Annotated in this window: 15 protein-coding genes; 7 read left to right on the top strand and 8 right to left on the bottom strand. The window is 74.2% G+C overall.

The window, feature by feature from the left end; all coding sequences use genetic code 11:
- Positions 1 to 9 precede the first annotated feature (9 nt).
- Positions 10 to 1122: a cell division protein ZapE gene (zapE, locus tag ACFY1T_RS20190; RefSeq protein ID WP_030863235.1), complete on the bottom strand. Its 1113-nt coding sequence runs from the start codon at positions 1120 to 1122 to the stop codon at positions 10 to 12.
- A 36-nt stretch (positions 1123 to 1158) separates the two neighbouring features.
- Here zapE and ACFY1T_RS20185 point away from each other — a divergent pair, with 36 nt between their 5' ends.
- The 4 genes from ACFY1T_RS20185 (at position 1159) to msrB (ending at position 4522) form a co-directional block, all read left to right on the top strand.
- Positions 1159 to 1962: a pyrimidine reductase family protein gene (locus ACFY1T_RS20185; RefSeq protein ID WP_390789327.1), complete on the top strand. Its 804-nt coding sequence runs from the start codon at positions 1159 to 1161 to the stop codon at positions 1960 to 1962.
- A gap of 148 nt (positions 1963 to 2110) precedes the next feature.
- The gene (locus ACFY1T_RS20180; protein ID WP_078860449.1) at positions 2111 to 2578 is read left to right on the top strand and encodes an indole-3-glycerol phosphate synthase; all 468 of its coding nucleotides are present in this window, start codon (positions 2111 to 2113) and stop codon (positions 2576 to 2578) included.
- A gap of 117 nt (positions 2579 to 2695) precedes the next feature.
- Positions 2696 to 4093 (top strand): UDP-N-acetylmuramate--L-alanine ligase, encoded by a 1398-nt coding sequence (gene murC / locus ACFY1T_RS20175; RefSeq protein WP_390789326.1) that lies wholly within the window; start codon positions 2696 to 2698, stop codon positions 4091 to 4093.
- Positions 4094 to 4114: 21 nt separating this feature from the next.
- Positions 4115 to 4522 carry a peptide-methionine (R)-S-oxide reductase MsrB gene (gene msrB, locus ACFY1T_RS20170; protein ID WP_030863244.1) on the top strand — a complete coding sequence of 136 codons (408 nt, stop codon included), beginning with the start codon at positions 4115 to 4117 and terminating at the stop codon, positions 4520 to 4522.
- A gap of 16 nt (positions 4523 to 4538) precedes the next feature.
- Here the strand turns inward: msrB and ACFY1T_RS20165 are convergent, their stop codons facing one another.
- The 4 genes from ACFY1T_RS20165 to ACFY1T_RS20150 all read right to left on the bottom strand — a co-directional run bounded on the left by ACFY1T_RS20165 (position 4539) and on the right by ACFY1T_RS20150 (position 7418).
- On the bottom strand, positions 4539 to 5282 hold the full coding sequence (locus tag ACFY1T_RS20165) for a hypothetical protein (RefSeq protein WP_390789325.1): 744 nt from the start codon (positions 5280 to 5282) through the stop codon (positions 4539 to 4541).
- A 19-nt stretch (positions 5283 to 5301) separates the two neighbouring features.
- Positions 5302 to 6231 carry a hypothetical protein gene (locus ACFY1T_RS20160; RefSeq protein ID WP_390789324.1) on the bottom strand — a complete coding sequence of 310 codons (930 nt, stop codon included), beginning with the start codon at positions 6229 to 6231 and terminating at the stop codon, positions 5302 to 5304.
- A gap of 90 nt (positions 6232 to 6321) precedes the next feature.
- Positions 6322 to 6777 carry a response regulator transcription factor gene (locus ACFY1T_RS20155; protein ID WP_390789323.1) on the bottom strand — a complete coding sequence of 152 codons (456 nt, stop codon included), beginning with the start codon at positions 6775 to 6777 and terminating at the stop codon, positions 6322 to 6324.
- 5 nt (positions 6778 to 6782) lie between these two features.
- Positions 6783 to 7418 carry a LuxR C-terminal-related transcriptional regulator gene (locus tag ACFY1T_RS20150; RefSeq protein ID WP_390789322.1) on the bottom strand — a complete coding sequence of 212 codons (636 nt, stop codon included), beginning with the start codon at positions 7416 to 7418 and terminating at the stop codon, positions 6783 to 6785.
- Between the two features lie 321 nt (positions 7419 to 7739).
- Between ACFY1T_RS20150 and ACFY1T_RS20145 the strand changes: the two genes are divergently transcribed.
- The 3 genes from ACFY1T_RS20145 to ACFY1T_RS20135 all read left to right on the top strand — a co-directional run bounded on the left by ACFY1T_RS20145 (position 7740) and on the right by ACFY1T_RS20135 (position 14331).
- Entirely contained in the window at positions 7740 to 10979 is a 3240-nt protein-coding gene (locus tag ACFY1T_RS20145; protein ID WP_390789321.1) for a type 2 lanthipeptide synthetase LanM family protein, read from the top strand.
- 96 nt (positions 10980 to 11075) lie between these two features.
- Positions 11076 to 11303: a hypothetical protein gene (locus ACFY1T_RS20140; RefSeq protein ID WP_390789320.1), complete on the top strand. Its 228-nt coding sequence runs from the start codon at positions 11076 to 11078 to the stop codon at positions 11301 to 11303.
- A gap of 109 nt (positions 11304 to 11412) precedes the next feature.
- On the top strand, positions 11413 to 14331 hold the full coding sequence (locus ACFY1T_RS20135) for a helix-turn-helix transcriptional regulator (protein WP_390789319.1): 2919 nt from the start codon (positions 11413 to 11415) through the stop codon (positions 14329 to 14331).
- A 29-nt stretch (positions 14332 to 14360) separates the two neighbouring features.
- Here ACFY1T_RS20135 and ACFY1T_RS20130 read toward each other — a convergent pair whose 3' ends face one another.
- The 3 genes from ACFY1T_RS20130 to ACFY1T_RS20120 are packed head-to-tail and all read right to left on the bottom strand — an operon-like array spanning position 14361 to position 24345.
- The gene (locus ACFY1T_RS20130; RefSeq protein WP_390789318.1) at positions 14361 to 15626 is read right to left on the bottom strand and encodes an MFS transporter; all 1266 of its coding nucleotides are present in this window, start codon (positions 15624 to 15626) and stop codon (positions 14361 to 14363) included.
- Positions 15627 to 15658: 32 nt separating this feature from the next.
- Positions 15659 to 17011, bottom strand: a complete 1353-nt coding sequence (locus ACFY1T_RS20125) for a cytochrome P450 (RefSeq protein ID WP_390789317.1) — start codon at positions 17009 to 17011, stop codon at positions 15659 to 15661.
- Positions 17008 to 24345, bottom strand: coding sequence for an amino acid adenylation domain-containing protein (locus ACFY1T_RS20120; protein WP_390789316.1), 7338 nt, complete (start codon positions 24343 to 24345; stop codon positions 17008 to 17010). The genes ACFY1T_RS20125 and ACFY1T_RS20120 overlap by 4 nt, the downstream gene beginning before the upstream one ends.
- Positions 24346 to 24352: the final 7 nt, after the last annotated feature.

Genomic DNA, 24352 nt, shown 5'->3' with positions numbered 1-24352 from the left:
CCCCCAAACCTACTGGGACACCAGGGGTTTCGCGTCGCGTGCCAGTGCGGTGAGCCTCGAGATGGCCCGGAAGTACTTCTTGCGGTAGCCGCCGTTCAGCATTTCTTCACTGAAGAGCTTGTCGAAGGGGACGCCCGACGCGAGGACCGGTATCTCCCGGTCGTACAGCCGGTCGGCGAGGACCACCAGCCGCAGCGCGGTCGACTGGTCCGGGACCGGGCCGACGTCGGTCAGGCAGACCGCCGCTATGCCGTCCGTGAGGGCGCCGTACCGGCTGGGGTGGACCCGGGCCAGGTGCTCCAGCAGCCCGGGGAAGTCGTCCAGGCTCGCGCCCTCGGTCGCGTACGCGGCCTTCGTCACCTGCTCGTCCGAGAACGGCGCCGGCGCCTCCGGCAGGCCGCGGTGGCGGTAGTCCTGGCCGTCGATGCGCAGCGGGCGGAAGTGCGCCGAGAGCCCCTGGATCTCGCGCAGGAAGTCCGCGGCGGCGAACCGGCCCTCGCCGAGCTTGCCGGGCAGGGTGTTGGACGTGGCGGCCAGCGCGACGCCCTGCTCGACCAGCCGGCTCAGCAGCGAGGAGACGAGGACGGTGTCGCCCGGGTCGTCGAGTTCGAACTCGTCGATGCACAGGAGGCGGTGGCCGCCCAGGGTCTGGACCGTCTGCTGGAAGCCGAGCGCGCCCACCAGGTTGGTCAGCTCCACGAAGGTGCCGAAGGCCTTGAGCGCGGGCTCGGCCGGGGTGGCGTGCCAGAGGGAGGCCAGCAGGTGCGTCTTGCCGACGCCGTAGCCGCCGTCGAGGTAGACCCCGCGCGGGGCGGCCGGGGCGGGTGCCTTCTTCGCGAACCAGCGGCGCTTGCCGCCGCCGCTCGCGTGCGATCCGCCCAGCCCGGCGGCGAAGCCGCTGAGCACGGTGACGGCCTCGGACTGACTGGGCTGACCGGGGTCCGGGTCGTAGGTGTCGAAGCGCACCGAGTCGAAACGCGGCGGCGGCACCATCTCGGCCACCAGCCGCTCGGCGGGCACCCGGGGCTCGCGGGCGCACAGGGCCTGCGGGCCGGTCTCGGCCGGGCCGGCTATCGGGGGTCGCCCGTAGGTGGATCCGGAGGTGGAGAGTGATGTTGACACAGCTCTTAACTCTACGGGGCGTGGCACACTGCACCGATGCGACGCCTGTTCCCTGTGACCGATCAGACATCGGCCGGCCCGGCCCCGGCCCCCGCGGAGCGCGGTGACCGCAGTGACCGCGAGTGGTCGCTGGACGAGCTGGCGGAGGCGTACGCCTACCCCGAGCTCGGCCCGGAGGGCCACTGGCTGCGGGCCAACATGGTCTCCACGCTGGACGGCGCGGCCCAGCACGACGGCCGCTCGCAGCCGATCTCCAGCGAGACCGACATGCGGATCTTCGGCACCCTGCGGGCGCTGGCCGATGTGGTGGTCGTCGGCGCCGAAACGGTTCGCCAGGAGGGGTACCGCCCGGCCCGGGCCCGCGAGGCCTTCGCGGCCCGCAGGGCGGCCGCCGGGCAGGGTCCCGCCCCCGCCATCGCGGTGGTCACGGCCAGCCTGGACCTGGACTTCTCACTGCCCCTGTTCACCTCCCCCCTCGTGCCGACCCTCGTGGTGACCGGCGCGGCCGCATCCGCCGAACGGGTGGCGGCGGCCGCCGCGGCCGGGGCCGAGGTGGTGCTGGCGGGCGACGGGGCCGCCGTGGATGCGGCCCGGATCGCGGGGGAGCTCGCGGACCGGGGGCTGCGCCGCCAGCTCACCGAGGGCGGGCCCCGGCTGCTGGGGCAGTTCGTGGCCGCCGACGCGCTGGACGAGCTGTGCCTGACGATCGCGCCGATGCTGGCCGCGGGCGGGGCCCAGCGCATCTCCGGAGGGCCTTCGGTGGCGGTGCCGCACCGGCTGGCGCCCGCCTCCGTACTGGAGGAGGCCGGGTTCCTCTACACGAGTTACCGTCGGATCTGAGAAGGGGCGGAATTTGTTGTTCCGCTTAGCTTCCGGTGGGCACATACCTGGGCAGATGTATCCACGCAGGGCCCCGTGTGAGAGCGGGGCAGGATGGTTTCCGCAGGGGCCGGCCGACCGGCCCTGGCCCATGAAGGAGAGGGCGTCCGTGTTCACGAGCGTTTTGATGATCGAGCAGCCGCTGACCAGCGTCGACGTGGACTTCGTCACCAGCCTGCACGGGGACGACCCGGTCTCCTTCCTCGTCCTCATGCAGCCCCGGGGCGACCAGGACCGGCTGCTGCGCGCCATCGACGACGTGGCACTCGGCGAGCTCCCCGAGGCGCTCCGCGAGGCCGACGTACCCGAGGGCCACGCGGCCCGCGGCCCGGCCGAGCAGGCTCTCCTCCTCTCCCTGGAAGCCCTGCGCAAGAAGGGCGCGAAGGCCAGCGGGCAGATCATCGAGGACCACCCGCTCGACAAACTCAAGGCCGTCGTCGAGGAGTCGAACGCCGACGAGGTGATCGTCCTGACCGCCCCGCACTTCGTCGAGGAGTTCTTCCACCGGGACTGGGCCTCCCGCGCGCGCCACAAGGTCGGGGTTCCGGTGCTCAAGCTCTTCGCCCACAACGAATAGGCTGGCGTCCGACACACACGCCGGGGCGACGGCGGGACGGCCGTCCGCACCGCCCGCACCCCCGGCACGACCGACCCGTACCGCTCCGTACCGACCCGCACTCTGGGGAGATCCCGTATGACGCCGCCCGGCCTGCCGAACGCCATGGAACGCCCGCACTTCATCGGCATCGGCGGCGCCGGCATGTCCGGCATCGCGAAGATCCTCGCCCAGCGCGGCGCGAAGGTCGCGGGCAGCGACGCCAAGGACTCCGAGACCGCCGGGGCGCTGCGCGCCCACGGCGCCACGGTCCACATCGGGCACGCGGCCGAGCACCTCGCCTCCGACGCCACCTGCGTCGTCGTCTCCAGCGCCATCCGCGCCGACAACCCTGAGCTGGCGCGCGCCGCCGAGCTCGGCGTCCCCGTCGTGCACCGCTCCGACGCCTTGGCCGGCCTGATGGACGGCCTGCGGCCGATCGCGGTCGCCGGTACGCACGGCAAGACCACCACCACCTCGATGCTGGCGGTCTCCCTCTCGGCCCTGGGCCTGGACCCCTCGTACGCCATCGGCGGGGACCTGGACGCCCCCGGCTCCAACGCCCACCACGGCGAGGGCGACATCTTCGTGGCGGAGGCGGACGAGAGCGACCGCAGCTTCCACAAGTACACCCCGCAGGTCGCGATCATCCTGAACGCGGAGCTCGACCACCACGCGAACTACGCGTCGATGGACGAGATCTACGAGTCCTTCGAGACGTTCGTCGGCAAGATCGTGCCCGGCGGCACCCTGGTCATCGCCCACGGCCAGCAGGGCGCCGCGGAGATCGCAGCCCGGGTCCGCGGCACGGAGGGTCTGTCCGTCGTCACGTACGGCGAGGACGAGGGCGCCGACGTCCGGATCACCAAGATCACCCCGCGCGGTCTGACCAGCGAGGTCACCGTGCTCATCGACGGCCGGATGCTCACCTTCACCGTCTCCGTGCCCGGCCGCCACTACGCGCACAACGCCGTCGCCGCCCTCGCCGCCGGTGTGGCCCTCGGCATCCCGGTGCACAACCTGGCCTCCGCCCTCGGCAAGTACACCGGCGTCAAGCGCCGCCTCCAGCTCAAGGGCGAGGCCTCGGGCGTCCAGGTCATCGACTCCTACGCGCACCACCCGACCGAGATGACCGCCGACCTGGAGGCCATCCGCGGCGCCGCCGGGGACGCCCGCATCCTGGTCGTCTTCCAGCCCCACCTGTTCTCCCGCACCCAGGAGCTGGGCAAGGAGATGGGCCAGGCCCTCGCCCTCGCGGACTCCGCCGTGGTCCTCGACATCTACCCGGCCCGCGAAGACCCGATCCCCGGCGTCACCAGCGAGATCATCATCGCCGCCGCCCGCAGCGCCGGCGCCGACGTCACGGCCGAGCACGACAAGGCCGAGGTCGCCGACGTCATCGCGGGAATGGCGAAGCCCGGTGATCTCGTTCTCACGATGGGCGCGGGCGACGTCACGGACCTCGGTCCGGCGATCCTCGCCCGCCTGTCGGACTGAGAACGAGGGAGCGGGAGAGTCATGTCGTACGAGGTCGAGAAGACGGACGAGCAGTGGCAGGCGGAGCTGACGCCGGCCGAGTACCAGGTGCTGCGCCTGGCCGGCACCGAGCCGGCGTTCCGCGGTGAGTACACCGACACCAAGACGGCCGGCGTCTACTCCTGCCGCGCCTGCGGCTCCGAGCTCTTCCGCTCCACCGAGAAGTTCGAGTCGCACTGCGGCTGGCCGTCCTTCTTCGACCCGAAGGACTCCGACGCCGTCGAGCTGAAGGCGGACGTCTCGCACGGGATGGTCCGCACCGAGGTCCTCTGCGCGAAGTGCGGCTCCCACCTCGGGCACGTGTTCGAGGGGGAGGGGTACCCCACCCCCACCGACCAGCGCTACTGCATCAACTCCATCTCGCTGCGCCTCACGCCCGACGCGGGCTGACGCGGGCCGGCGGGGATCACACCGCGAGGCGGTCCACGGCGGGCAGGAACTGGTCGTAGAAGCGGGTCTTCAGGTGCAGGGCCCGCTCCTCCAGCTCCCGGAAGCGATCGGTGGAGCCCTCCTGGGCGAGGAGCTCCGTCACCCGCGCGGCCAGCCGGTCGGAGTGGGAGCCCGACAGCAGGGACACCGTCGCCAGCGAGTGCGTCTTCGCGTCGTGGACGTGGTGCGGGAAGTAGAAGCGGGAGCGGTTCCTGCCCTCCTCGGTCAGCAGGGGGGCCATCCGCTCCCACAGCCGTCCGTACTCGACGGAGACCAGCACCTCGCCCCAGAACCGCAGGATCGTCAGGAGCCGCAGGTCGGCGTCGGCGTGGCCGCCCGCGTCCGCGATCAGCTCCAGCGTGTCCCGGATGACCTCCTGCGTGTCGGCCGTGGGCCGGGAGGCGACCAGGGCGGAGCGGGAGATCCCCAGCCGCCGCATGTCGTGCGTCATGTCCTCCCGGTGCGAGGGCGTGTGGCCGTGGCCGTCCGGATACTCCTCCCGCAGGATGACCCGGGCGATCCGCAGCCCCGCCTCGTCGCGCAGCAGGTCGATCGCGAGATCGTAGGAGGGGGTGAAGGCGAGCGAGACGAAGCGCCGCTGGAGCAGGAGCGCGGTGAAGTCCTCCTCCCGGAGCCCGGCGACGTTCGCCAGGACCGGATGTGCCCGGAACCGCTCGATCAGTGCGTCTTCGAACCCGTCCAGGGCGTGCAGATCGTGCATGGCCGTACCTCTCCGTGGATCACAGGCTGATGCTTGCCACCGACGTGCGCCAGTCGAGGAGGTCCACGTCCCTGCCGATGCTCCACAGCGTGCTCAGCTCCTGCTGGACCTCTTCGCCCATGACGGTGTCCGCGCCGTCGATCTCGATCTGGGTGGAGTCGATGGCGAGCTGGCCGTGCAGGAACGAACTGACCAGAAAATGCTGATCGGCCTTGAACACGGCGATCGAGGGCAGGGAGTTGTAGAGCCTCACCCGCAGGCGCGCCCGGCTCCCGGCCGGGAGCTCCGCGTTCAGCTGCGAGAGTCCGGCGAGGCAGGACTCCACGCCGGCGCGCACGTTGACCGCGAGGGCCGGATCCCGCACCGCCCTGAGCGCCTCGTCCCGCAGTCCCGCCACCGGCGACGAGGGGTGCAGGAGCAGGATGCGCACGTGGACCTGCTGGTCGACGAGTGCCTTGTGCATCGCGGCCTTGAGGTGGTGCAGGTTGGGGATCCACGTCTGCAGGATCACCAGCTCGTCCGCGGCGTCCCCGAGGAACCCGTTGAACACGTCTTCGGGGAAGCGGCCGTGCACCGCGACCACGCCGCCGTAGTGCTGCCGCTTGAGGCGCCGGGCGATGGCGTCGATGTCCAGCTTGGACAGGTGCGCCTCGACGTTGGAGTTCAAGTTCTCGATCTTCGTCTGGACGCTGGTGTCCAGGGCCTTGACGTCGTCGTGGACCTCGTCGAGCCGTTTCAGGCGGTCGAGTTCGAGCAGCAGGAAGACCGTCACCGTGCTCAGGATGAGCAGCGTGACCTTGGGGAGCGCACCTCCGGGGGCGAGCGCGTCGAGCCATCCGAACAGGTCGGCCAGCAGGACCACCACACCCGACGCGGCCATCAGGCCGAGCGCTATCTGCTCCACCCTCCGCCGGACGTCCGCGCTCCGACGGCGCATTGCGTCGCTCATCTTCCCCCGACCCCCGGCCCGAGCCCCCCGCCTGAGCGATGACCGTACACCCGTTGATCGACGGGCAAGGACGACTTTCCGGCCATCGCGTCAGATGAGGCTGTGGCGGACGGCGCAGGCCACCGCGTGGGCGCGGTTGCGGGCCTGGAGACGGGACATGAGCTCGTAGATCACGTTCTTGACCGTGTGCTCCGAGCAGGACAGGGTGCGGGCGATCACCGCGTTGCCGTGGCCCTCCGCCATCAGCGTGAGCACCGCGGTCTGGCGGGCCGTGAGCCGCGGGGCGTCCGGCGGGGCCGCCGCCGGCCGGGCGGCCGGGGCGCTCGCGCAGGGGGCTGCGGCCGGGCCGGCTCCGGCCGAAGTGGCCGCGCCGAGCAGGCGGATCAGGGCCGGGTAGGGCATCCGGCCGTCACCGGCCTGGCGCAGCAGGCTGAGCCGGTCCGGGGCCGCGGGGACCCTTACGGGCGCGATTCCGCGTGCCCCGTACGTCTCGTAGGTCTCGTAGGTCTCGTACGTTTCGTGCGTCTCGCGCGTCAGTTCGGCCACGGCGCTCACAGCAGGCCCACCCGCATCGCGTAGGCGACCGCGTGCGCGCGGTTGCGCAGCCGGAAGCGCTGGGTGATGTCGTGGACGACGCTGGTCACGGTCCGCGGCGAGTAGCACAGCTGCTTGGCTATCTCGTTCGTCTCGTGGCCGTCGGCGACCAGCCGCAGCACGCTGCGCTCCCGGTCGCTCAGGCCCGCTGCCGCCCACGGGTCCGTGCCCCGCTCGGCGCCGCCGCCCGCCCGGCCGCCCGCTCCGGAGCGCTCCAGCAGCCGGTCCAGCAGGTCCGGCGGCAGCGTGCAGTCGCCGCGGGAGGCGGCCAGGACGGCGCGCGAGAGGCGGGTGACGTCCGCCTCGCGGCGGCGCAGCAGGCCTCGGGCGCCGGCGGCGATGGCGTGCAGGGCGCCTTCGGGCGCCAACTCGCCCGCCACCAGCACCACATCGGGGCGGGCCGGGGTGTCGCGGACGGTGCGCAGGACGTCGAGCTCGGGCCGGCCGACCTGGTCCACGGTCATGACCACGACCCGCGGGGCCTCGCCCGGGGCGGTCAGCGACACCTCCGGGCAGGCGAACAGGGTGCTCTTGGTTCCGGCTTCCAGCACGGGGTCGAATGCGACGACGTCGACAGGGACGGGTACTCCCACCAGGTCCTCCGATGATCATCCGCCGGCCGGGGTGCCGGACAGGGCGGAAGGGGCACTGCACACAGGCTGCCGGTGGGGGACCGGGTGCGGCATCGGGCCCCGGCCCCCACATTTGCGCGGGGGCGCCCGCACCGGCCCGGATCCTGCGCGGGCAGGCCCCGAAGCCGCCCGCCACCTGCCGCAATCCGTACGCCGCGGCCCCGGCCGGGGGCCCGCGCACCACCCCGTACGCCGGTCCCGCGACCCCCATGGGGGCGCGTCCACGGAATATGGGGGATCGGCCCCCATGTGCGCGCCCCCGCACTCTGCGAGTTTTCTCCTGTGACTGACACCGCCACCACCGCCGAAGAAACCCAGGTCGGCGGCCTGGCCCCCTCCTGGTGGGCCCGGGCCCTGAACCTGCGGGAGCGGCTCGCCGCCCCGGGGGCCCCGGTACCCGCACCGGCCGACGCCCCCCACCGCCGACCGGCTTCCTGGTCGTCGGGGGACGCGGACGGCTTCGCGGCCCGGCTGGCGAGCCTGGGAACCACCGAGGACGTGGCGTACGCCCTCGCGGCGGAGGCCCCGGGCCGGCTGGCCGCCCGTACGGCCCGGCCCGAGTGGGCCCGCACCATCGAACGGACGGTGGCCGCGGCCCCCGCCGAAGCCGCCGCCGTGTTCCCCGCGGCGGAAGCGGACGGCGCCGCGGTGTTCCTGCCCGCGCTGCGCCCCCTGATCGACTCCGCCTGGGCCGGGGCGGCCGTACACCTCGACCTCGCCGACGGCGAACTCGCCGCGGTGCGGGCCGCCTTCGAGGAGCGGCTCGGCGACCGGCTGATCCGGCAGTCGGCGCGCACCCTGGTCCGCGAGCTCCACCGGGCCCGTACGGAAGGCCTGTTGGCGGGGGACACCCCGCGGGAGCGGTTCGCCGACTTCCTCGCCCGGCTCGGCACCCGGCAGGGCCTGGCCGAACTGTTCACCCGCTACCCGGTGCTGGCGCGGATGCTCGGCCAGGCCTGCGGCCACGCGGCCGCGGCCACGGCGGAGCTGTTCGAGCGCTTCGCCGCCGACCGGCCGGAGATCGTCGCGGGCCTGCTGCACGGCACCGACCCGGGCGCCCTCGTACGGGTGGACCTCGGCCGGGGCGACGTCCACCAGGGCAACCGGTCCGTGGCCCTGCTGCGCTTCGCCGGTGGCGCGACCGTCGTCTACAAGCCCCGGCCGATCGACCAGCACGTGCTGCTGGACCAGGCCGTCGGCTGGGCCAACGCCAAGGTGGCGGGCCTGGGCCTGCGGACCCCGCGCTCGGTGCGCGGCGAGGGCTACGGCTGGCTGGAGTTCATCGAGCACGGCTGGTGCACCTCGCCCACCGAACTGGACCGGTTCTACCGGCGCCAGGGCGCGCTGCTCGCCCTGCTCTACGCGGTCGACGGCGTGGACATGCACTACGAGAACGTCATCGCCTGCGGCGACCAGCCGGTCCTGGTGGACGCCGAGACCCTGCTGCACGCCGGGCTGCCGGCGGCCGTGACCTGCGGCTCCGACCCGGCGGCGGACGCCCTGGCCGCCTCGGTGTACCGCACCTGCCTGCTGCCGAGCCTGCTGATCGGCGAGAACGGCGCCATGGACATCTCGGCCCTCGGCGGCGGGGACGGCGGCTCGTACCCCAGCGACGGGCTGCGCTGGGAGGCGGCCGGTACGGACGAGATGCGGCTGCTGCGGGCCCCGGTGGCCACGGAGGCCGGGCAGAACCGGCCGGCGCCGCAGGGCGGGACGTCCGGCCACGCCGACCACCGCGCGGCGCTGCTGGAGGGATTCCGGGCCGGGTACGACGCGATCACCGAGCACCGGGCCGAACTGCTCGGCGACGGCGACGGCGGGGCCGAGGCGGGGCCCGGCGCCGAGGCCGCGGGGAAGGGCGACGGCGGGCTGCTGGCCCGCTGGGCGACCAGCCCCGGGCGCCTGATCGCCCGCTCGACCCGCCTCTACACGACCCTGCTGGACGAGTCCACCCACCCCGACCTGCTGCGCGACGCCCTCACCCGGGACACCGTACTCGCCGTGCTCTGGACGGAATCCGAGCACGACCCGGCCCGCCAGCGGCTGATCGAGGACGAGATCGCCGACCTGTGGTCCGGGGACGTTCCCCTCTTCCACCACCACCCCTCGGACACCGCACTGCGCACCTCCCGGGGCACGCGCCTCGACGGGGTGCTGCCGGCCCCGAGCCTGCACGCGGCCCGCGCCAAGATCGCCGCCATGGGCGAGGTGGACCGCCACGACCAGGAGTGGATCATCTCGGCGACGCTGGCCGTCACCGGGGCCAACCTCAGCGTCGGCGGACCCCGTTCGACCCTGGCCGGCCCCGCCGCGCCGGTCGTCGTACCCGAGCCCTCCCGGCTGCTGACCGCGGCCTGCGGGATCGCCGACGAGATCGCGGCGCGGGCCGTGCACGGCGGCGACCGCGTCAACTGGCTCGGCCTGGAGCAGGTGTCCGGAGACCACTGGGCCGTCCTGCCGATGGGCGGCGGGCTCGCCCAGGGCTACTGCGGGGTCGCGCTCTTCCTGGCCCAGCTCGGCGCCCTGACCGGGGCCGAGCGGTACACCGCGCTGGCCCGGCAGGCCTTACGGCCGCTGCCCGCGCTGCTCGCCATCCTCGCCGCCGACCCCGAGCTGGGGGCGGCGGTGGGACCCGGCGCCCTGCACGGGATCGGCGGCATCGTCTACACGGTCGCCCGGCTGGCCCCGCTGCTCGGCGAGGACCTGGGCGACTGCCTGCCCGACGCGCTCGCCGCCCTGGAACAGGCCGCCCTGGCCGATGAGGGGGAAGGCGCCGAGGGGCCGGCCGATCTGGCCGACGGCCTCGCCGGCGCCCTGGCCGCCGCCGTTGCCGCGCAGCGCACGTACGGGACGGTGGCGCGGGGCGTGGCCCGGCGCCTCGCCGACCGGCTGCTGGTCCGCGCCGAGAAGAGCCTCGCCGAACAGCGCACCGCGGCCCCCGGCTTCGCCCACGGCGACGCCGGCATCGGCTGGGCCCTGCTGCGCTACGCCGCCGCCCTGGAGGAGGCGGGGGAGCCGGGGGGCGCGTACGCCCGGACCGGCGAGGCCCTGCTGCGCCCGGCGCTGGACGAGGCCCTGCTCCGCCCCGCCGACCTCGACTGGCACACGGGCCTCGCGGGCACCGCGGTGGCCGCCGCCGACGCACTCGGCGCCGGCGCCCTCGGAGCCGGCCTGCCCGGCGGCGAAGGGCAGCGGATCCTCGGGGCGCAACTCGACCGGTGCGCCGCCCTGCTGGGCGCGGCCGGCGCCTCGCCCGACCTCAGCCTGCACCGCGGCGCCCTCGGATCCCTGGAACTGCTGGGCGTGCTCGCCGGGCAGGGCCACGACGGGGCCAAGGCCGCCCTCGGCCACCGCGCCGGGGAGATCCTCGGCCGGCTCGAGGACCACGGCCACCGCTGCGGCACCCCCGACCACGTACCGTCCCCCGGTTTCCTCACCGGGCTCTCCGGCATCGGATACGCCCTGCTCAGGCTGGGCTTTCCGGCGAGCGTCCCGTCCGTCCTGCTCCTCGAGACCGCATAGCGCACCCCGTACTTCGGCACTTCGGCACGTGAGCACTTCAGCACTTCAGCACTGAGCACCACTCCCCATCAGGCATCGAGAAAGGTACTCACCACCATGCAGAAGCCCCAGGTCACCGCCCAGTCCGTCGCCGCCGACGAGGCCGCCGCCACGGCAGCCGACCGGGCGCGGACCGAGGACCCGGCCGGCGGGATCACCCTGTCGGGACGGAACAAGGCGTGCGCCCGGGCCCGTGCCCTGGCCGGGGTGGTGCTCACCAGCGGCATCGTCATCACCCTGAGCTCGATCGACACGAGCGTCTCGGCCCCGAACGTCACCTGGTAGGGGCGTGTCCGATCTTCTCCGGATCTCTCCCGGATCTTCACCCCGCCTCTGTTCGAAACGGCCAACTTTCGTCGCACAATCGGCCGATCCCATGAACTAGATTGCGGACATGCGTTCCCGTTCGCGGTACATCGTCGGTCGTGACCCGCAACTGCGTGAGATCAAGCAGGCACTGACCGACGCGGGCGAAGGCCGGGGCGGGGTCGTCTTCCTGGTCGGCGAGGCCGGGATCGGGAAATCCAGGCTCGCCGCGGAAGCCGTGGGCATGGCTTTCGGCATGGGCATGCGCGCCCTGCGCGGCCGCAGCAGCACCACCGGCCCCACCGTCCCTTTTCGGCCACTCACCGAAGCGCTGATGTCGCTCTTCCGCAGCGGCGAGCCCTTGGACGACCTGCCGCTGGGCCCCTACCGGCCCGCGCTCGGCAGGATCATCCCGGACTGGAGCAGCGACGCACAGAACAACAGCTCCATGGTCATCCTGGGCGAGGCCGTCCTGCGGCTGCTCATCGCCACCGGCAAGGAGCACGGCCAGCTGCTCCTCCTGGAGGACCTGCACGACGCCGACCCCGAGACGCTCGCGGTCGTCGAGTACCTCGTGGACAACCTGGAGTACACGAACGTGGTGCTCCTGGCCACCATCCGTACGGAGCCCTGCGACGCGCTCGACATGGCCGACTCGGCCCGCCGGCGCGGCGTGGGGACCGTACTGGAGCTGGCCCCGCTCACCCGCCCCGAGGTCGGCGCGGTCATCGCCGCCCAGCTGGACACCGAGCCCGAACTCGTCCCGCAGGCAGCCCTGGACCGGCTCTGGGACGACAGCGCCGGCAGCCCCTTCCTCGTCGAGGAACTGCTCCAGAGCATGATCGGCAGCGGCGCCCTCGTCCGCTTCGAGGACGGCTGGCGGGTCGTCGGCGACCTGCGCAGCGACGTGTCCACCGCCCTCGCCCGGGGCATCCTGCGCCGCATCGACCGGCTCGGCCCGCAGGGGCTGACCCTGCTCTCCGCGGCCGCGGTGATCGGCCGCCGCTTCCCGCTGACCGTGCTCCAGCGGATGACCGGCATCGACGACCGCGGGCTGCTCAGCCACCTGCACGCCGGGGTCGCGGCCCAGCTCGTCGTCCCCGACGAACCCGCCCCCGACTGGTACGCCTTCCGCCACTCGCTCACCGCCGAGGCCCTGCACACCCAGCTCACGCCGGGCAACCGGGCGCAGATGTCGGGCCGCGCCGCCGACGCCGTGCAGGCGCTCTACCCCGACCTCGAGGGCGACTGGTGCCCCCTGGTCGCGGAGCTGCGCTCGCAGGCCGGCGACGACGCCGAGGCCGGGCGCCTGTTCACCGACGCCGGGCTGCGCGCCCTCGCGGCCGGCGGGATCAGCTCCGCGATCACCCTGCTCAGCCGCGCCGAACGGCTGCTCGCCGCCAGCCAGGACCCCGCCGGGCGCACCGACGCCCTGGAGGCGCTGCTCCCCGCGCTCGCCGAAGCCGGGGACTTCACCCGGGCCTTCGGTTTCGCGGAGAACCTGCACACCCTCGGCGGCAGCGGGCTGAGCGCGACCCGGCTCGCCGCACTCCACACCCGGCTCGCCAAGGTGGCCCACACCGCGGGCCGCTGGGAGGACGGCAACAGACAGATAGCCCAGGCCAGATCCCTCCTGGGCGCCCACCCCGACGAGCGCACCACCGCCTCGATCGACGTGACCGCCGCCTACCTCGCGCTCGACACCCCCGGCCCCGACCGGACCCAACTGGCCGAGAAGCTCGGCAACTCGGCCCTCCAGGCGGCCCAGCGCCACGGCCTGGCCACCGTCGCCTGCCAGGCCCTGGAACTCCTCGCCACCCTCGCCCGCGAACGGGACTTCGACGAGGCCACCGCCCTGCTGGAATCGGCCCTGCAGACCGCCGAGAAGCACCAGCTCCCGCTCCAGCGCATGTACGCGCTGACCCGGATCGGCGGCAACTACTGGCTCACCGAGGGCGCCACCGCCCCCCTGCTGGCCGCCCGGAGCGAGGCCCAGCGGCTCGGCTCGGCCACCATCGTCCACACCATCGACGGCATCCTCATCCTGGACACCGTCCTGCGGGGCGAGTTCACCGCCGCACAGCAGTCCGCCGAGGAGTGCCTGGCCGTCGTACAGCGCCTGCGGCTGGCCCCGGCCACCCGGTACGTCCTGATGGCGCGGGCCGCACTGGCCGCCCACCGGGGCGACCGGCCGGCCATGGAGGGCGCCCTCGCCGCCTTCGCCGAGTGGGACGGGGCCGGCTCCCAGGAGGAACCGCTGACCCGCGGCCTCGCCCGGGCCTTCTGCGCGCTGATGGAGGAGGACCTGCCCGGGGCCGTCGGCGAACTGCGAGCCGTCGCCGACCTGGAGGACACCAACCCCAGTACGTACTACCTCAGCGGGCGGTACGGCATCGGCCTGCTCCTGGACGTGCTGTCGGGTGAGGCCGACCGCGCCGCGTTCGAGGAGATCGCCGCGACCGCGCCCGGCCGCATGCGCTGGAACCGGCAGTTCGTCCTGTTCGCCGGGGCCGTCCTGCTGGGCCGCGAACGACGCCCCGAGGAGGCCGCGGCCGCCGTGGCCGACGCCCTGCGCGTCGCCGCCCCGTACGCCACCGCCCTCCACCTGGGCCTGCGGCTGATCGCCGACGCGGCGTACGAGGACGGCTGGGGCGAGCCGGTGGCCTGGCTGCGCCAGGCCGAGGAGCACTTCCACCAGAGCGGCGTGGCCGCGGTCGCGGGCGCCTGCCGCGCGGCGCTGCGCCGGATGGGAGCCCCGGGCCGCCAGCGCCGCACGGGCTCGAGCACGATCCCCGACGTCCTGCGGGCCCAGGGGGTCACGGTCCGGGAGTACGAGGTCTTCCGCCTCCTCGCGGAGCGGCTCGGCAACAAGGACATCGCCGACCGCCTCTACATCTCCCCGCGCACGGTCGAGAAGCACATCGCGGCCCTCGGGACCAAGACCGGCCGTGCCAACCGGGCCGCGCTCTGCGAACTGTCGGCCTCCCTGGAGGCATCGGCGCCCTGAGCGACCGGCACCGGCACCGGTCCGCCCGGTCACCGCATCTCGCGGACCGTGCGCGAGCTCAGGATGCCGATCGCCGTCACCGCCAGGACCGCCGCCGAGACGGCGAACATCGGGGCGGTGCCCGACTGCGCCAGGGCCCCGCAGACGATCAGGGAGAGCGGGGCCACCGCGTAGCCGATCACCATGTCCACCGAGATCACCCGGCTCAGCACCGAGCCGTCGATCGTGCGCTGGATCCAGCTGAGGCCGAAGACCCCCTGGAAGCCCATCCCGAAGCCCATCGCCGCCACCGTGACCAGGGCACCCGCCGTATTGCCGACCAGGCCGAGCAGGCCCGTGCCGATCGCCAGCCAGCCCGCCAGCGCGGCGATCAGCAGGCCGATCCGGGGGCGGCTGCCCACGGCGCCGCCGACCAGGGTGCCCAGCATCGCCCCGCCGGCCAGCGCGCCGTTGAGCAGGCCGAGGGTGGCCGAGCCGCCGTGCAGGTCGACCTTGGCCAGGGTGGCGAAGCCGACGGTGAACGGCCCCGCCTGGCAGAAGGTCACCGCGGCGTCGACGGCCAGGATCGTCCGGATCCGCGGGTCCTCGAAGGCGTACCGCAGCCCGGCGCGGATCCGGGCGCCCAGCGAGACCTCGGCCGGGGGCGGACCGGCGCTCCCGGCCGCGCCCTCCCCCTCGGCGGCGGGGCGCGGCACCGGACGGATCCCCGCCACGCACACGCCGCAGAGGGCGAAGCAGACCCCGTCGACGAGGAAGGCGACGGGGGCGTTGGAGAAGGCCACCACCATGCCGCCGACGGCCGGCCCGAGCACGGCCGACACCTTGGTGCCCACCGCGAGCAGGGCGTTGGCCGGGGCGAGCTGCTCCTTGTCCACCACCGACGGCAGGATCGAGGCCCGGGCGGGCTGGAAGAACGCGTCGACCGCGCCGAAGGCCGCGGCGGCGCAGCACAGCATCCACAGCGTCAGGGATCCGGCGAGGCCGGCCAGGCCCACCCCGGCCATCAGGGCGGCCCGGGCCCAGCTGGAGAGCTTCATCAGGGTCCGGGCGGACCACTTGTCGCCGAGGGAGCCGCCGACCAGGGTCAGCAGGGCCCGCGGCACCGCCTGGAAGGCGAGGACGTAGCCGAGGGCCAGCGTGGACTGCGTCAGGCCGAGCGTGATCCAGGAGAAGGCGATGTAGCTGAACCCGTCGCCGAGCAGTGACAGGGACTGCCCGAGCCACAGCAGGCGGAACGAGGGCAGCCGGGCGGGGGCGCTCAGCCGCTCCCGCGCGTCCACCAGGGTGGAAGCCATGAGATGAATCCCCTCCGTAGGGACGTCCGTGGTCAGTAGCGGACGGGCAGGGCCGTCAGCGCGCGGTTGAGGAGGGACGGCTGCCAGGTGTGCTGCCCCTCGAGCAGCTCCAGGCCCGGGTACTCGCGGACGAGTACGTCGAGCACCGCGCCCGCGACCAGCCGGGCGAAGGCCGCCCCGATGCAGAAGTGCGCTCCGAAGCCGAAGCCGAGGTGCGAGGCGCTGCCGCGCCGGACGTCGAACACGTCCGGGTCGGGGAAGCGCGCCGGGTCGCGGTTGGCCGCGGCCGTGACCAGGAACAGCCTGTCCTCGGCGCGGACGGAGCGCCCGTCGAGGTCGAAGTCCCGGGCGGCGGTGCGGATCGACATCTTCGACGGGCCGTCGAAGCGCATGGCCTCCTCCACCGCCATCGGCACCAGCGCCGGGTCCTCCCGTACGGCGGCCAGCTGCTCGGGGTGCTCCAGCAGGGCGAGCACGGCGTTGACGATGAGGTTGCTGGTGGTCTCGCCGCCGGCGAAGGCCATCTGGGTCAGCATCCCGACGAACTCCTCCTCGCTGACCGACTTCCCGATCTGGCCGCCCGCCAGCACGGCGCTGACCAGGTCGTCCTTGGGGTCGGCGCGCCGCTGCTTCACCAGGTCGGCGAGGTAGTCGTCCAGGTTGACCAGGGACTGCAGCGAGGTGCGGTACTCGCGCTCCTCCTGGGCGGCCCCGAGGACCAGGTCGCCGACCCGGGCGTTCCAGTACCAGAAGGACGGGCCGTGCGCCTGGGGGACGCCCAGCCAGCGGGCGAAGACGAGGGCGGGCAGCGGCCGGGCGATGTCGGCGACGAGGTCCCCGATCCGGCCGGGGACGGCGCGGCGGGTGAGCATGGCGCGGGTGGCGCGCTCGACGAAGGCCCGGTAGCGGCCGATCGAGCGGGCCGCGAACTGCTCCTGGAACACCTGGCGCAGCCGCCGGTGCTGCGGGGCGTCGTTGAACACCATCCAGCGGGAGAGGATCCCGAAGGCCCGCTCGGCGTCCTCGCGGGCACCCTCCGGCACGGCGTCCATCAGCGGGCGCACCCGCTCGGCGGAGACGGCGGGGGCGCGCAGGCAGTGCATCAGCTGGGCGTGTCCGGTGACGAGCCAGGCCCGGTGCATGGCGGACCAGTACACGGGGTCGTGGTCGCGCAGGGAGCCCAGGTACCCGTACGGGTCCGCGTTGACGGCGGGGTCGAGGAGGTACCGCTCGGCGAAGGGGGCCGCCGGCGCCGGCGGCGCGATCAGCGGGGCGGCGGGCCGGGCGGCGGGAGGAGCGGTCCGCCCGGTGACCGGGCAGACCATCGGGGACGTGTCCGCGGCGGTGTGCGCGGTGGTTTTCGTGTTCGTGGTCAGGACGGTCATCGGCGTGCCTCCGACTGGATCCGGCCGAGCGCAGCAGCGGTCTTGTGCATCAGCCGTTCGGACATCATGGACATGTGGTCGCCTTCGGTGACGTGGACGGTCAGGCCGCCGAGCGCGATCTCGCGCCAGCGTTCGACGTAGGTGCGGAAGTCCACGTCCAGCCCGGGCATCGGTTCGCCGTCGGGCAGTTCCGCGGCCGCGCTGCCCACCAGCAGGTGGACGTGGCCGGGGTAGGGGCGCAGTGCGTAGCCGGACAGGGCGGTCAGCAGCGAGTGCCAGACCTCGATGGGGGCCTGCTCCACCAGGGCCGCCTCGCCGGGGCTCATCCCGGCCCCCAGCAGCAGGGCGGTGAGCTCGGCGACGGCGGCCTCCCGTTCCGGGGAGGGCGCCAGCGTGCGGACGCGGTCGCGCATCCGCAGGCCGCGCTCCATGTCCCGGCCGATCGCCGCGAGGCGTTCGCCGGCCGCCGGGTGGGGCAGGTGCGGCTCGATCAGCGTCAGCGGTGCGACGGTGTGACCGGCCTCGTGCAGCTGGGTGGCCATCTCCAGGGCGATGTTGGCGCCCATGGACCAGCCCAGCAGGTCGTGCGGCCCGTGCCCGCCGTGGGCGGCGAGCTCGGCGGCGTAGTTGGCCGCGATCCCGGCGATGGTGGTCGGGTCCACCCCGCCGAGCAGGCCCCGGGCCTGGAAGGCCCGGACCGGCCGGCCGGGCGGGAGGGCCCGGGCGAGCGGCACGTACCAGGCCCCGCTGCCGCCGCTGGGGTGCACGCACCACAGCGGGTCGCCGTCGCCCTCGCGCAGCCGGACCTCGGAGGTGACGGCCCTGGCGGCGGGAGCGGTCCCCGCTTCCCCCGCCGCCTGCGCGGCGCGTACGGCGAGCCGGGCGATGGTGGGCAGTTCGAGCAGGTCCCGTACGGAGACGCTCAGCCCGCGGGCGGCCGCCTGAGCGGCGACCCGGACGGTCGAGAGCGAACTGCCGCCGAGGGCGAAGAAGTCGTCGTGGACACCGACCTGCTCGATGCCGAGCACCGTGCGCCACACCTCGGCGAGGACCACCTCGGCCGGCGTACCGGGAGCGACGTAGTCGCCGGCACCGCCCACCCGGTCGGCCGAGGGCAGCGGCAGGGCCTTCTTGTCCACCTTGCCACTGCTGTTGACCGGCATCGCGTCGAGGAAGACGAAGCGGGCGGGCACCATGTACGCGGGCACCTTGGCCCGCAGCGCCTCGCGGAAGGGCTCGACGACGGGTTCCACCCCCGCCTCCGCCACCACGTACGCCACCAGCGCCGGCTCCGGAAGGTCCCGCCGCAGGAGGACCACCGCCTGCTGTACGCCGGGCAGTTCCCGCAGCCCGTGCTCGATCTCGCCGAGCTCGATGCGGAATCCGCGCAGCTTCACCTGGCTGTCGCGGCGGCCGAGCACCTCCACCGCGCCGTCGGGCAGCTGGACGCCGATGTCGCCGGTGCGGCACAGCCGGCCGCCGGGGGCGCCGTACGGGTCGGGGACGAACGCGGCGGCGGTGAGGTCGGGGCGGTTCACATAGCCCCGGCCGACGGCGCGCCCGCCCAGGTACACCTCGCCCTGCACCCCGACGGGGACGGGCTGGAGGTCCTCGTCCAGGACGTAGACCTGGGTGTTGCGCATCGGCCAGCCGATCGGAGGCCGCTTGCAGTCGGGCCTCAGGAGGGTGGAGACGGACCACACGGCCGTCTCGGTGAGCCCGTAGACGTTGTAGAACCGCCGTCCGCGCGCCCACTTCTGGGCCAGTTCGGCCGGGCAGGCCTCACCGGCGACCTGCAGCATCCGGATCGCGGGGAAGCGGTCCTCGCCGAGGGCCGCCAGGGCGCTCGGGGCGAGCATCGCGACGGTGATCCCGTACTCCAGCAGGGTGTCCGCCAGGTCGGAGCCCGCCCGCAGCGCCTCCCTGGGGGGTGTGCACAGCTGCGCGCCGTTCGCCAGGGCCCAGGTCAGGTCCATGATCGAGACGTCGAAGCTGAGGGAGGCGAACTGGAGCACCCGGTCGGCGGGGGTCACCGGGAACAGGTCGCGCTGTCCCTCCAGCATGTTGGTCAGGCTGCGGTGCGCGATGGTGACGCCCTTGGGCGTGCCCGTCGAGCCGGAGGTGTAGAGGATGTAGGCGGCGTTGTCCGCGGTGACGGCGGGCGCCTCGGCCGGGACCTCGACCGGATCCGCCCAGGTCGCGGGGGAGTCCACGACCAGGGTCGGGCCGTCGAACGGCACCGTTCCCACCAGCGAGGACTGGGTGATCAGCACCGGCATCCCGCTGTCCTCGACGATGAACTTCAGCCGGTCGGCCGGGTGTGTCGACTCCAGCGGCAGGAACGCGCCGCCCGCGCGGAGCACACCGAGCACGGCGCGGACCATCTCCGGACCCCGGTCGAGGCAGATGCCGACCGGGACCTCCGGGCCGACTCCGAGCCCGCGCAGCCGCTCCGCCAACCGGTTCACGGAGACGTCCAGTTCGGCGTACGTGACCTCCTGTCCGCCCTGCCGGACGGCGACCGCGCCGGGCGTGAGCACCGCGTGCTCCGCCACGCACTCGTGGAACATCAGCGAGGTGTTCGCCAGCTCGGGGCCGCGGCCCCACTCCTCCAGCGCGCGCATCCGCGCCTCCCCGGCCAGCGCCGGCGCCGTGACCGGGGCGTCGGGCCGCGCGGTCATCGCCTTCAGCACCCCGCACATCAGGTCGGCGAGCTGCTCGGCGGTGTCCGGGGCCAGGTAGTCCGGGTCGACGTCGAGGGTGAAGGACTCCACGCTGGCGTTGAGCATCAGCGGGAACGCGGTGCGGGCGATCTCCAGCGAGTCGTCCCAGCTGTCCCCGGACAGCCGGTGGAAGTTGACGTAGTTGAACAGGGTGTCCGCCAGGCTCGGCTCGCCCGGCCGCAGCTGCGCGAGGCGGGCCAGCGGCACCCTGCGGTGGGGGAGCATCTCCTGCTCGGCGGCGAACGCCGCCTTCAGGTACTCCAGCCAGCTGCCGCGGGGGCGCCGGACCCCGAAGGGCACCGTGTTGAGGAACAGCCCGCGCATCCGGTCGGCGCCGGGAACCTCGGGCCGGCCGTTGGTGACCAGGCCGACCGAGTGCCCCCCGGCGGAGCCGTCGCGCTCGGCGAACAGGCTCATGGTGTGGTGGAACGCGCAGAGCAGGACGGTACGGCGCGGCACCCCGGCCAGCCGCGCCAGCCGGCCGATCGGCTCGGCGAGGGCGGCGTACGAGCGGCGCGCCTCGTGCACGAACTGCCCGCTGTCGGAGGCCTCCGTACCCCGCCGGGTGAACCGGACCGGGCTCAGGTCGCCCAGTGCCGAGCGCCAGTACTCCAGCCCCTCCTCGTCGACGAGCGCGGCCCGCTCCAGCGCGACGTACTCGGCGTACGGGGGCGCCGGCGGCAGCTGCGGGGTCCGGCCCTGGGCCACGGCCTGCCGGTGCAGGTCGAGCAGGTCGGCTATGAGCGAGGTCAGGCTCCAGCCGTCGAGCACCACGTGGCAGTCGGTGAGCGTGAGCCGCAGCTCCCGGTCGGTGAGGTGGTGCAGGTGGATGCGGACCAGCGGCGGGGCCGCCAGGTCGAAGCGACGGCCGAACTCCGCGTCCACGTAGCCCTGTACGGAGGCCCACTGCTCCGCGTGCGGCAGACCGCGCAGGTCGCTGTAGCCGACCGGGAGCGCGGCGCGGGCGTGCACCAGCTGGAGCGGCTCGGAGAAGGAGACCAGGTCGATGGAGGAGCGCAGGATGCTGTGGCCGCGTACGACCGTGTCCACCGCCGTCCGGAAGGCGGCGAGGTCGAAGCCCTCCGGCACGGTGATCTTGAGGTCGGTGACGTTGTGGTAGGCGCCGCGGCTCGGGTCGGCGAGCATCTCGTGCAGCATGCCGGCCTGGAGCATGGTCAGCGGGTACGCGTCGTCGAGGCCCTGCGGCAGCCGGGCCGCGTCGGCGGGGTCCAGCTGGGAGAAGGGCTCCACGGGGGCGGGGCCGGCGCCTTCGGGCGCCTGCGTCGCCAGCGCGGCGAGGTCGCCGAGGGTGCGGGCCCGGAACAGGTCCGGGACGCTCAGGCCCAGTCCGGCGTTGCGCGCCTGCCCGATCACGCGCAGGGCCAGCATCGAGTCGCCGCCCAGGTCGAAGAAGTTCGCCGTACGGCTGATCCGCTCGGCGCCCAGCACGTCCGACCAGATGCGGGCCAGCGCCTCCTCGGCCGGACCGGCCGGCGGGACGTGCCCGGCGGGGGCGGCGGCCCCCTCGGCGGCCACCGCCACCAGGGACTTGCGGTCCACCTTGCCGTTGGCGGTGATCGGCAGCTTCGGGTGCCGGACGAACAGCGCGGGCACCATGTACTCGGGCAGCGTCAGCCGCAGCCGGTCGCGCAGGTCCGGCGCGTCCAGGGGCCGGCCCTCGGTCAGCACCACGTGGGCGACGAGCCGGGCGCCGCCGTGCGCCTCCGGCCGGGCCACCACCGCGGCGTCCCGTACGCCGGGCAGGGCGCGCAGCGCCGTCTCGATCTCGCCGGGCTCGATGCGGAAGCCGCGGATCTTCACCTGGTGGTCGGCCCGCCCCGCGTACGCCAACTGCCCGTCGGGCAGCACCCGTACGAGATCGCCGGTGCGGTACATGCGGGTCCCGGCCGGCCCGAAGGGGTCGAGGGGGAAGCGCTCGGCGGACAGCTCCGGGCGGTTGCGGTAGCCGCGGGCGACGCCGCCGCCGGACACGTACAGCTCGCCCACGGTGCCGTGCGGCACCAGGCGGCCGGCCCGGTCCAGGACGTAGCCGTGCTGGCCGGCCAGGGGCCGGCCGATCGGCGAGTACACGGGGGAGACCGTGTCCTCCTCGGTGATCAGCCGGTACGTGACGTGCACGGTGGTCTCGGTGATCCCGTACATGTTCACCAGCGCGGGCCGCCCCTCCTCGGGCGCGGCGAACCAGTCGCGGTAGTCGCGGGCGTCGAAGGCGTCCCCGCCGAAGACCACCGTGCGCAGGGCGAGCGCGCCGAACTCCTCGCCCTGCTGGGCCAGGTGGGCCCGCAGTCCCTTGAAGGCGGCCGGGGTCTGGTTGAGCACGGTGACGCGCTCGTCGCGCAGCACGGCGTGGACGGCGGCGGGGTCGCGGACCTCGTCCTCGGTCAGCACCACCACCCGGCCGCCGGAGGCCAGCGGGGCCCACAGCTCCCAGACGGAGAAGTCGAAGGCGGGGGAGTGCAGGAGCGTCCACACGTCGTCGGCGCCGAAGTCGAAGTGACGGTCGGCGGCGCCGAGCAGCCAGGCCAGGTTGCCGTGGGTGATCTCGACGCCCTTGGGCTGCCCGGTCGATCCCGAGGTGTAGATGACGTACGCGAGCGCCTGCGCCCCGAGGAGCGCGGTGCAGTGCAGGTCCTCGGTGTCGTCGGAGGTGTCGTCGGCGGGGTCGTCCAGCGGGATCACGCCCACCGACAGCCCCTCCACCGCGGCGTGGCCGACGGCGTCGGCGACCACCCACTCCACTCCGGCGTCCTCGACGGTGAACTCCCGCCGGGCCCGCGGGTGGGCCGGGTCCAGCGGCAGGTACGCCGCGCCCGCCCGCCAGACGCCGAGCAGCGCGACGGCCAGGTCGACGGAGCGGCCCAGGCACACGCCGACCAGGGACTCCGCGCCGATGCCCGCCGCCCGCAGCCGCCGGGCCAGGGCCAGCGAGGCCGCGTCGAGTTCGGCGTACGTCAGGCTGCGGCCGCCGCCGGAGACGGCCACCGCGGAGGGGGCCAGCCGGATCCGCTCGGCCAGGCGCTCCATGGCGAGCCGCGGGGCCGGCTCGGGCGCGGCGCCGGCCGGCGCGCGGTTCGCCGGCCCTTCGGCGCCCAGGAGCGCGGCCCGCTCGCCGGCGGTGAGCAGGTCGGCCATGCCGAGCGGCACGTCCGGGGCTTCGGCGAAGGCCCGCAGCACCGCGACGGTGTGCTCGGCCAGCCGCGCCACCGAAGCCGCGTCGAACAGGTCGGGGCGGTAGACGAACTGCAGGCGCAGGCGGTCCGCGTCCTCGCCGACGTCCAGCGTCAGGTCGAACTTCGCGGTGGTCAGGTCGATGGGGAAGGCCGTGCCCGTCGCCCCGCCGAGGGTGTACGCGCCGCCCTGGCGCGCACCGGCGGAGTGCGAGAACAGCACCTGGAACAGGGGGTTGCGCGACAGGTCCCGCTCGGGGCTCAGCTCGTCGACGACCCGCTCGAACGGCAGGCTCTGGTGGGACAGGGCGCCCAGCACGCTCTCCCGGGTCCGGGCGAGGAGCTGCGCCGAGGTCGGGTCGCCCGACAGATCGGTGCGGATGACCAGGGTGTTCACGAAGAACCCGACCAGCTGCTCGGTCTCCGGACGCTCCCGGTTGGCGACGACGGTGCCGATCGCGATGTCGTCCTGGCCGCTGTGGAAGGCGAGCGCCGCCTGGAAGGCCGCCATCAGCGTCATGTACGAGGTGGTGTCGGCCCGGCGGCCGAGCTCGGCCAGGGCCGCCGTCAGCGCCGCGGGGAGCTCCACGGTGTGCACGGCGCCGGCGGAGCTGCGGACGGCGGGCCGCGGGTGGTCGGTGGGCAGTTCGAGCGGGGTCAGGCCGGCCAGCGTAGAACGCCAGTAGTCCAGGTCCGCGCTCTCGTCGGCCCCGCGCTGCCAGTGCGCGTAGTCGGTGTAGTCGACCGGCGGCTGCGGGAGCCGAGGGGCCGAACCCCCGCATCTGGCGCGGTAGCAGGCGCCCAGGTCGCCCGTCAGGATGTCCAGCGACCAGCCGTCCGAGACGATGTGGTGCATGGCCAGGACGAGGACGTGGTCCTCGGCGGAGATCCGCAGCAGGGTGGCCCGGAACGGGGGCGCGGCGGCCAGGTCGAAGGGGCGCAGCGCCACCTCCCGCACAGCCGCGGCGATCGCCTCGGGGCCGCCTTCGCGGACCGCCGGGGGCAGGTCGACCACGTCGAGGCCGGCCGCGTCGGCGGCGGGGAGCACGCGCTGGGCGGGCACGCCGTCCTCGTGGGAGAACACCACCCGCAGCTGCTCGTGGCGGGCGACGAGGTCCCCGATCGCCGCGCCCAGAGCGACGGTGTCCAGCGGACCGGCGAACCGCCAGGCGGCGGGCATCAGGTACTCGACGCCGCCGGGGTCGAGCTGGTCGAGGAAGTACAGGCGCTGCTGGGCCGCCGACAGGGGGGCCTGCGCGGGGCGCGGGTCGAGGCGGGGGATCCCGGCGGGCGCCGCGGAGGCCTTGCCGCGCAGGCGCATTTCGAGGAGCCGGCGGGCCGCCGGGGAGAGGCCGCCGGGGGTCGTGGAGGAAGCGGGGGTGGCGGGGGAAGTGGCGGAGGGTTCGACCTGTGCAGTGGTCATCGGAAGT

Origin of the sequence: Streptomyces sp. NPDC001194 (assembly GCF_042896985.1) — a bacterium.
Lineage (GTDB): Bacteria > Actinomycetota > Actinomycetes > Streptomycetales > Streptomycetaceae > Streptomyces.
This window is presented reverse-complemented; position numbering and strand designations above follow the sequence as displayed.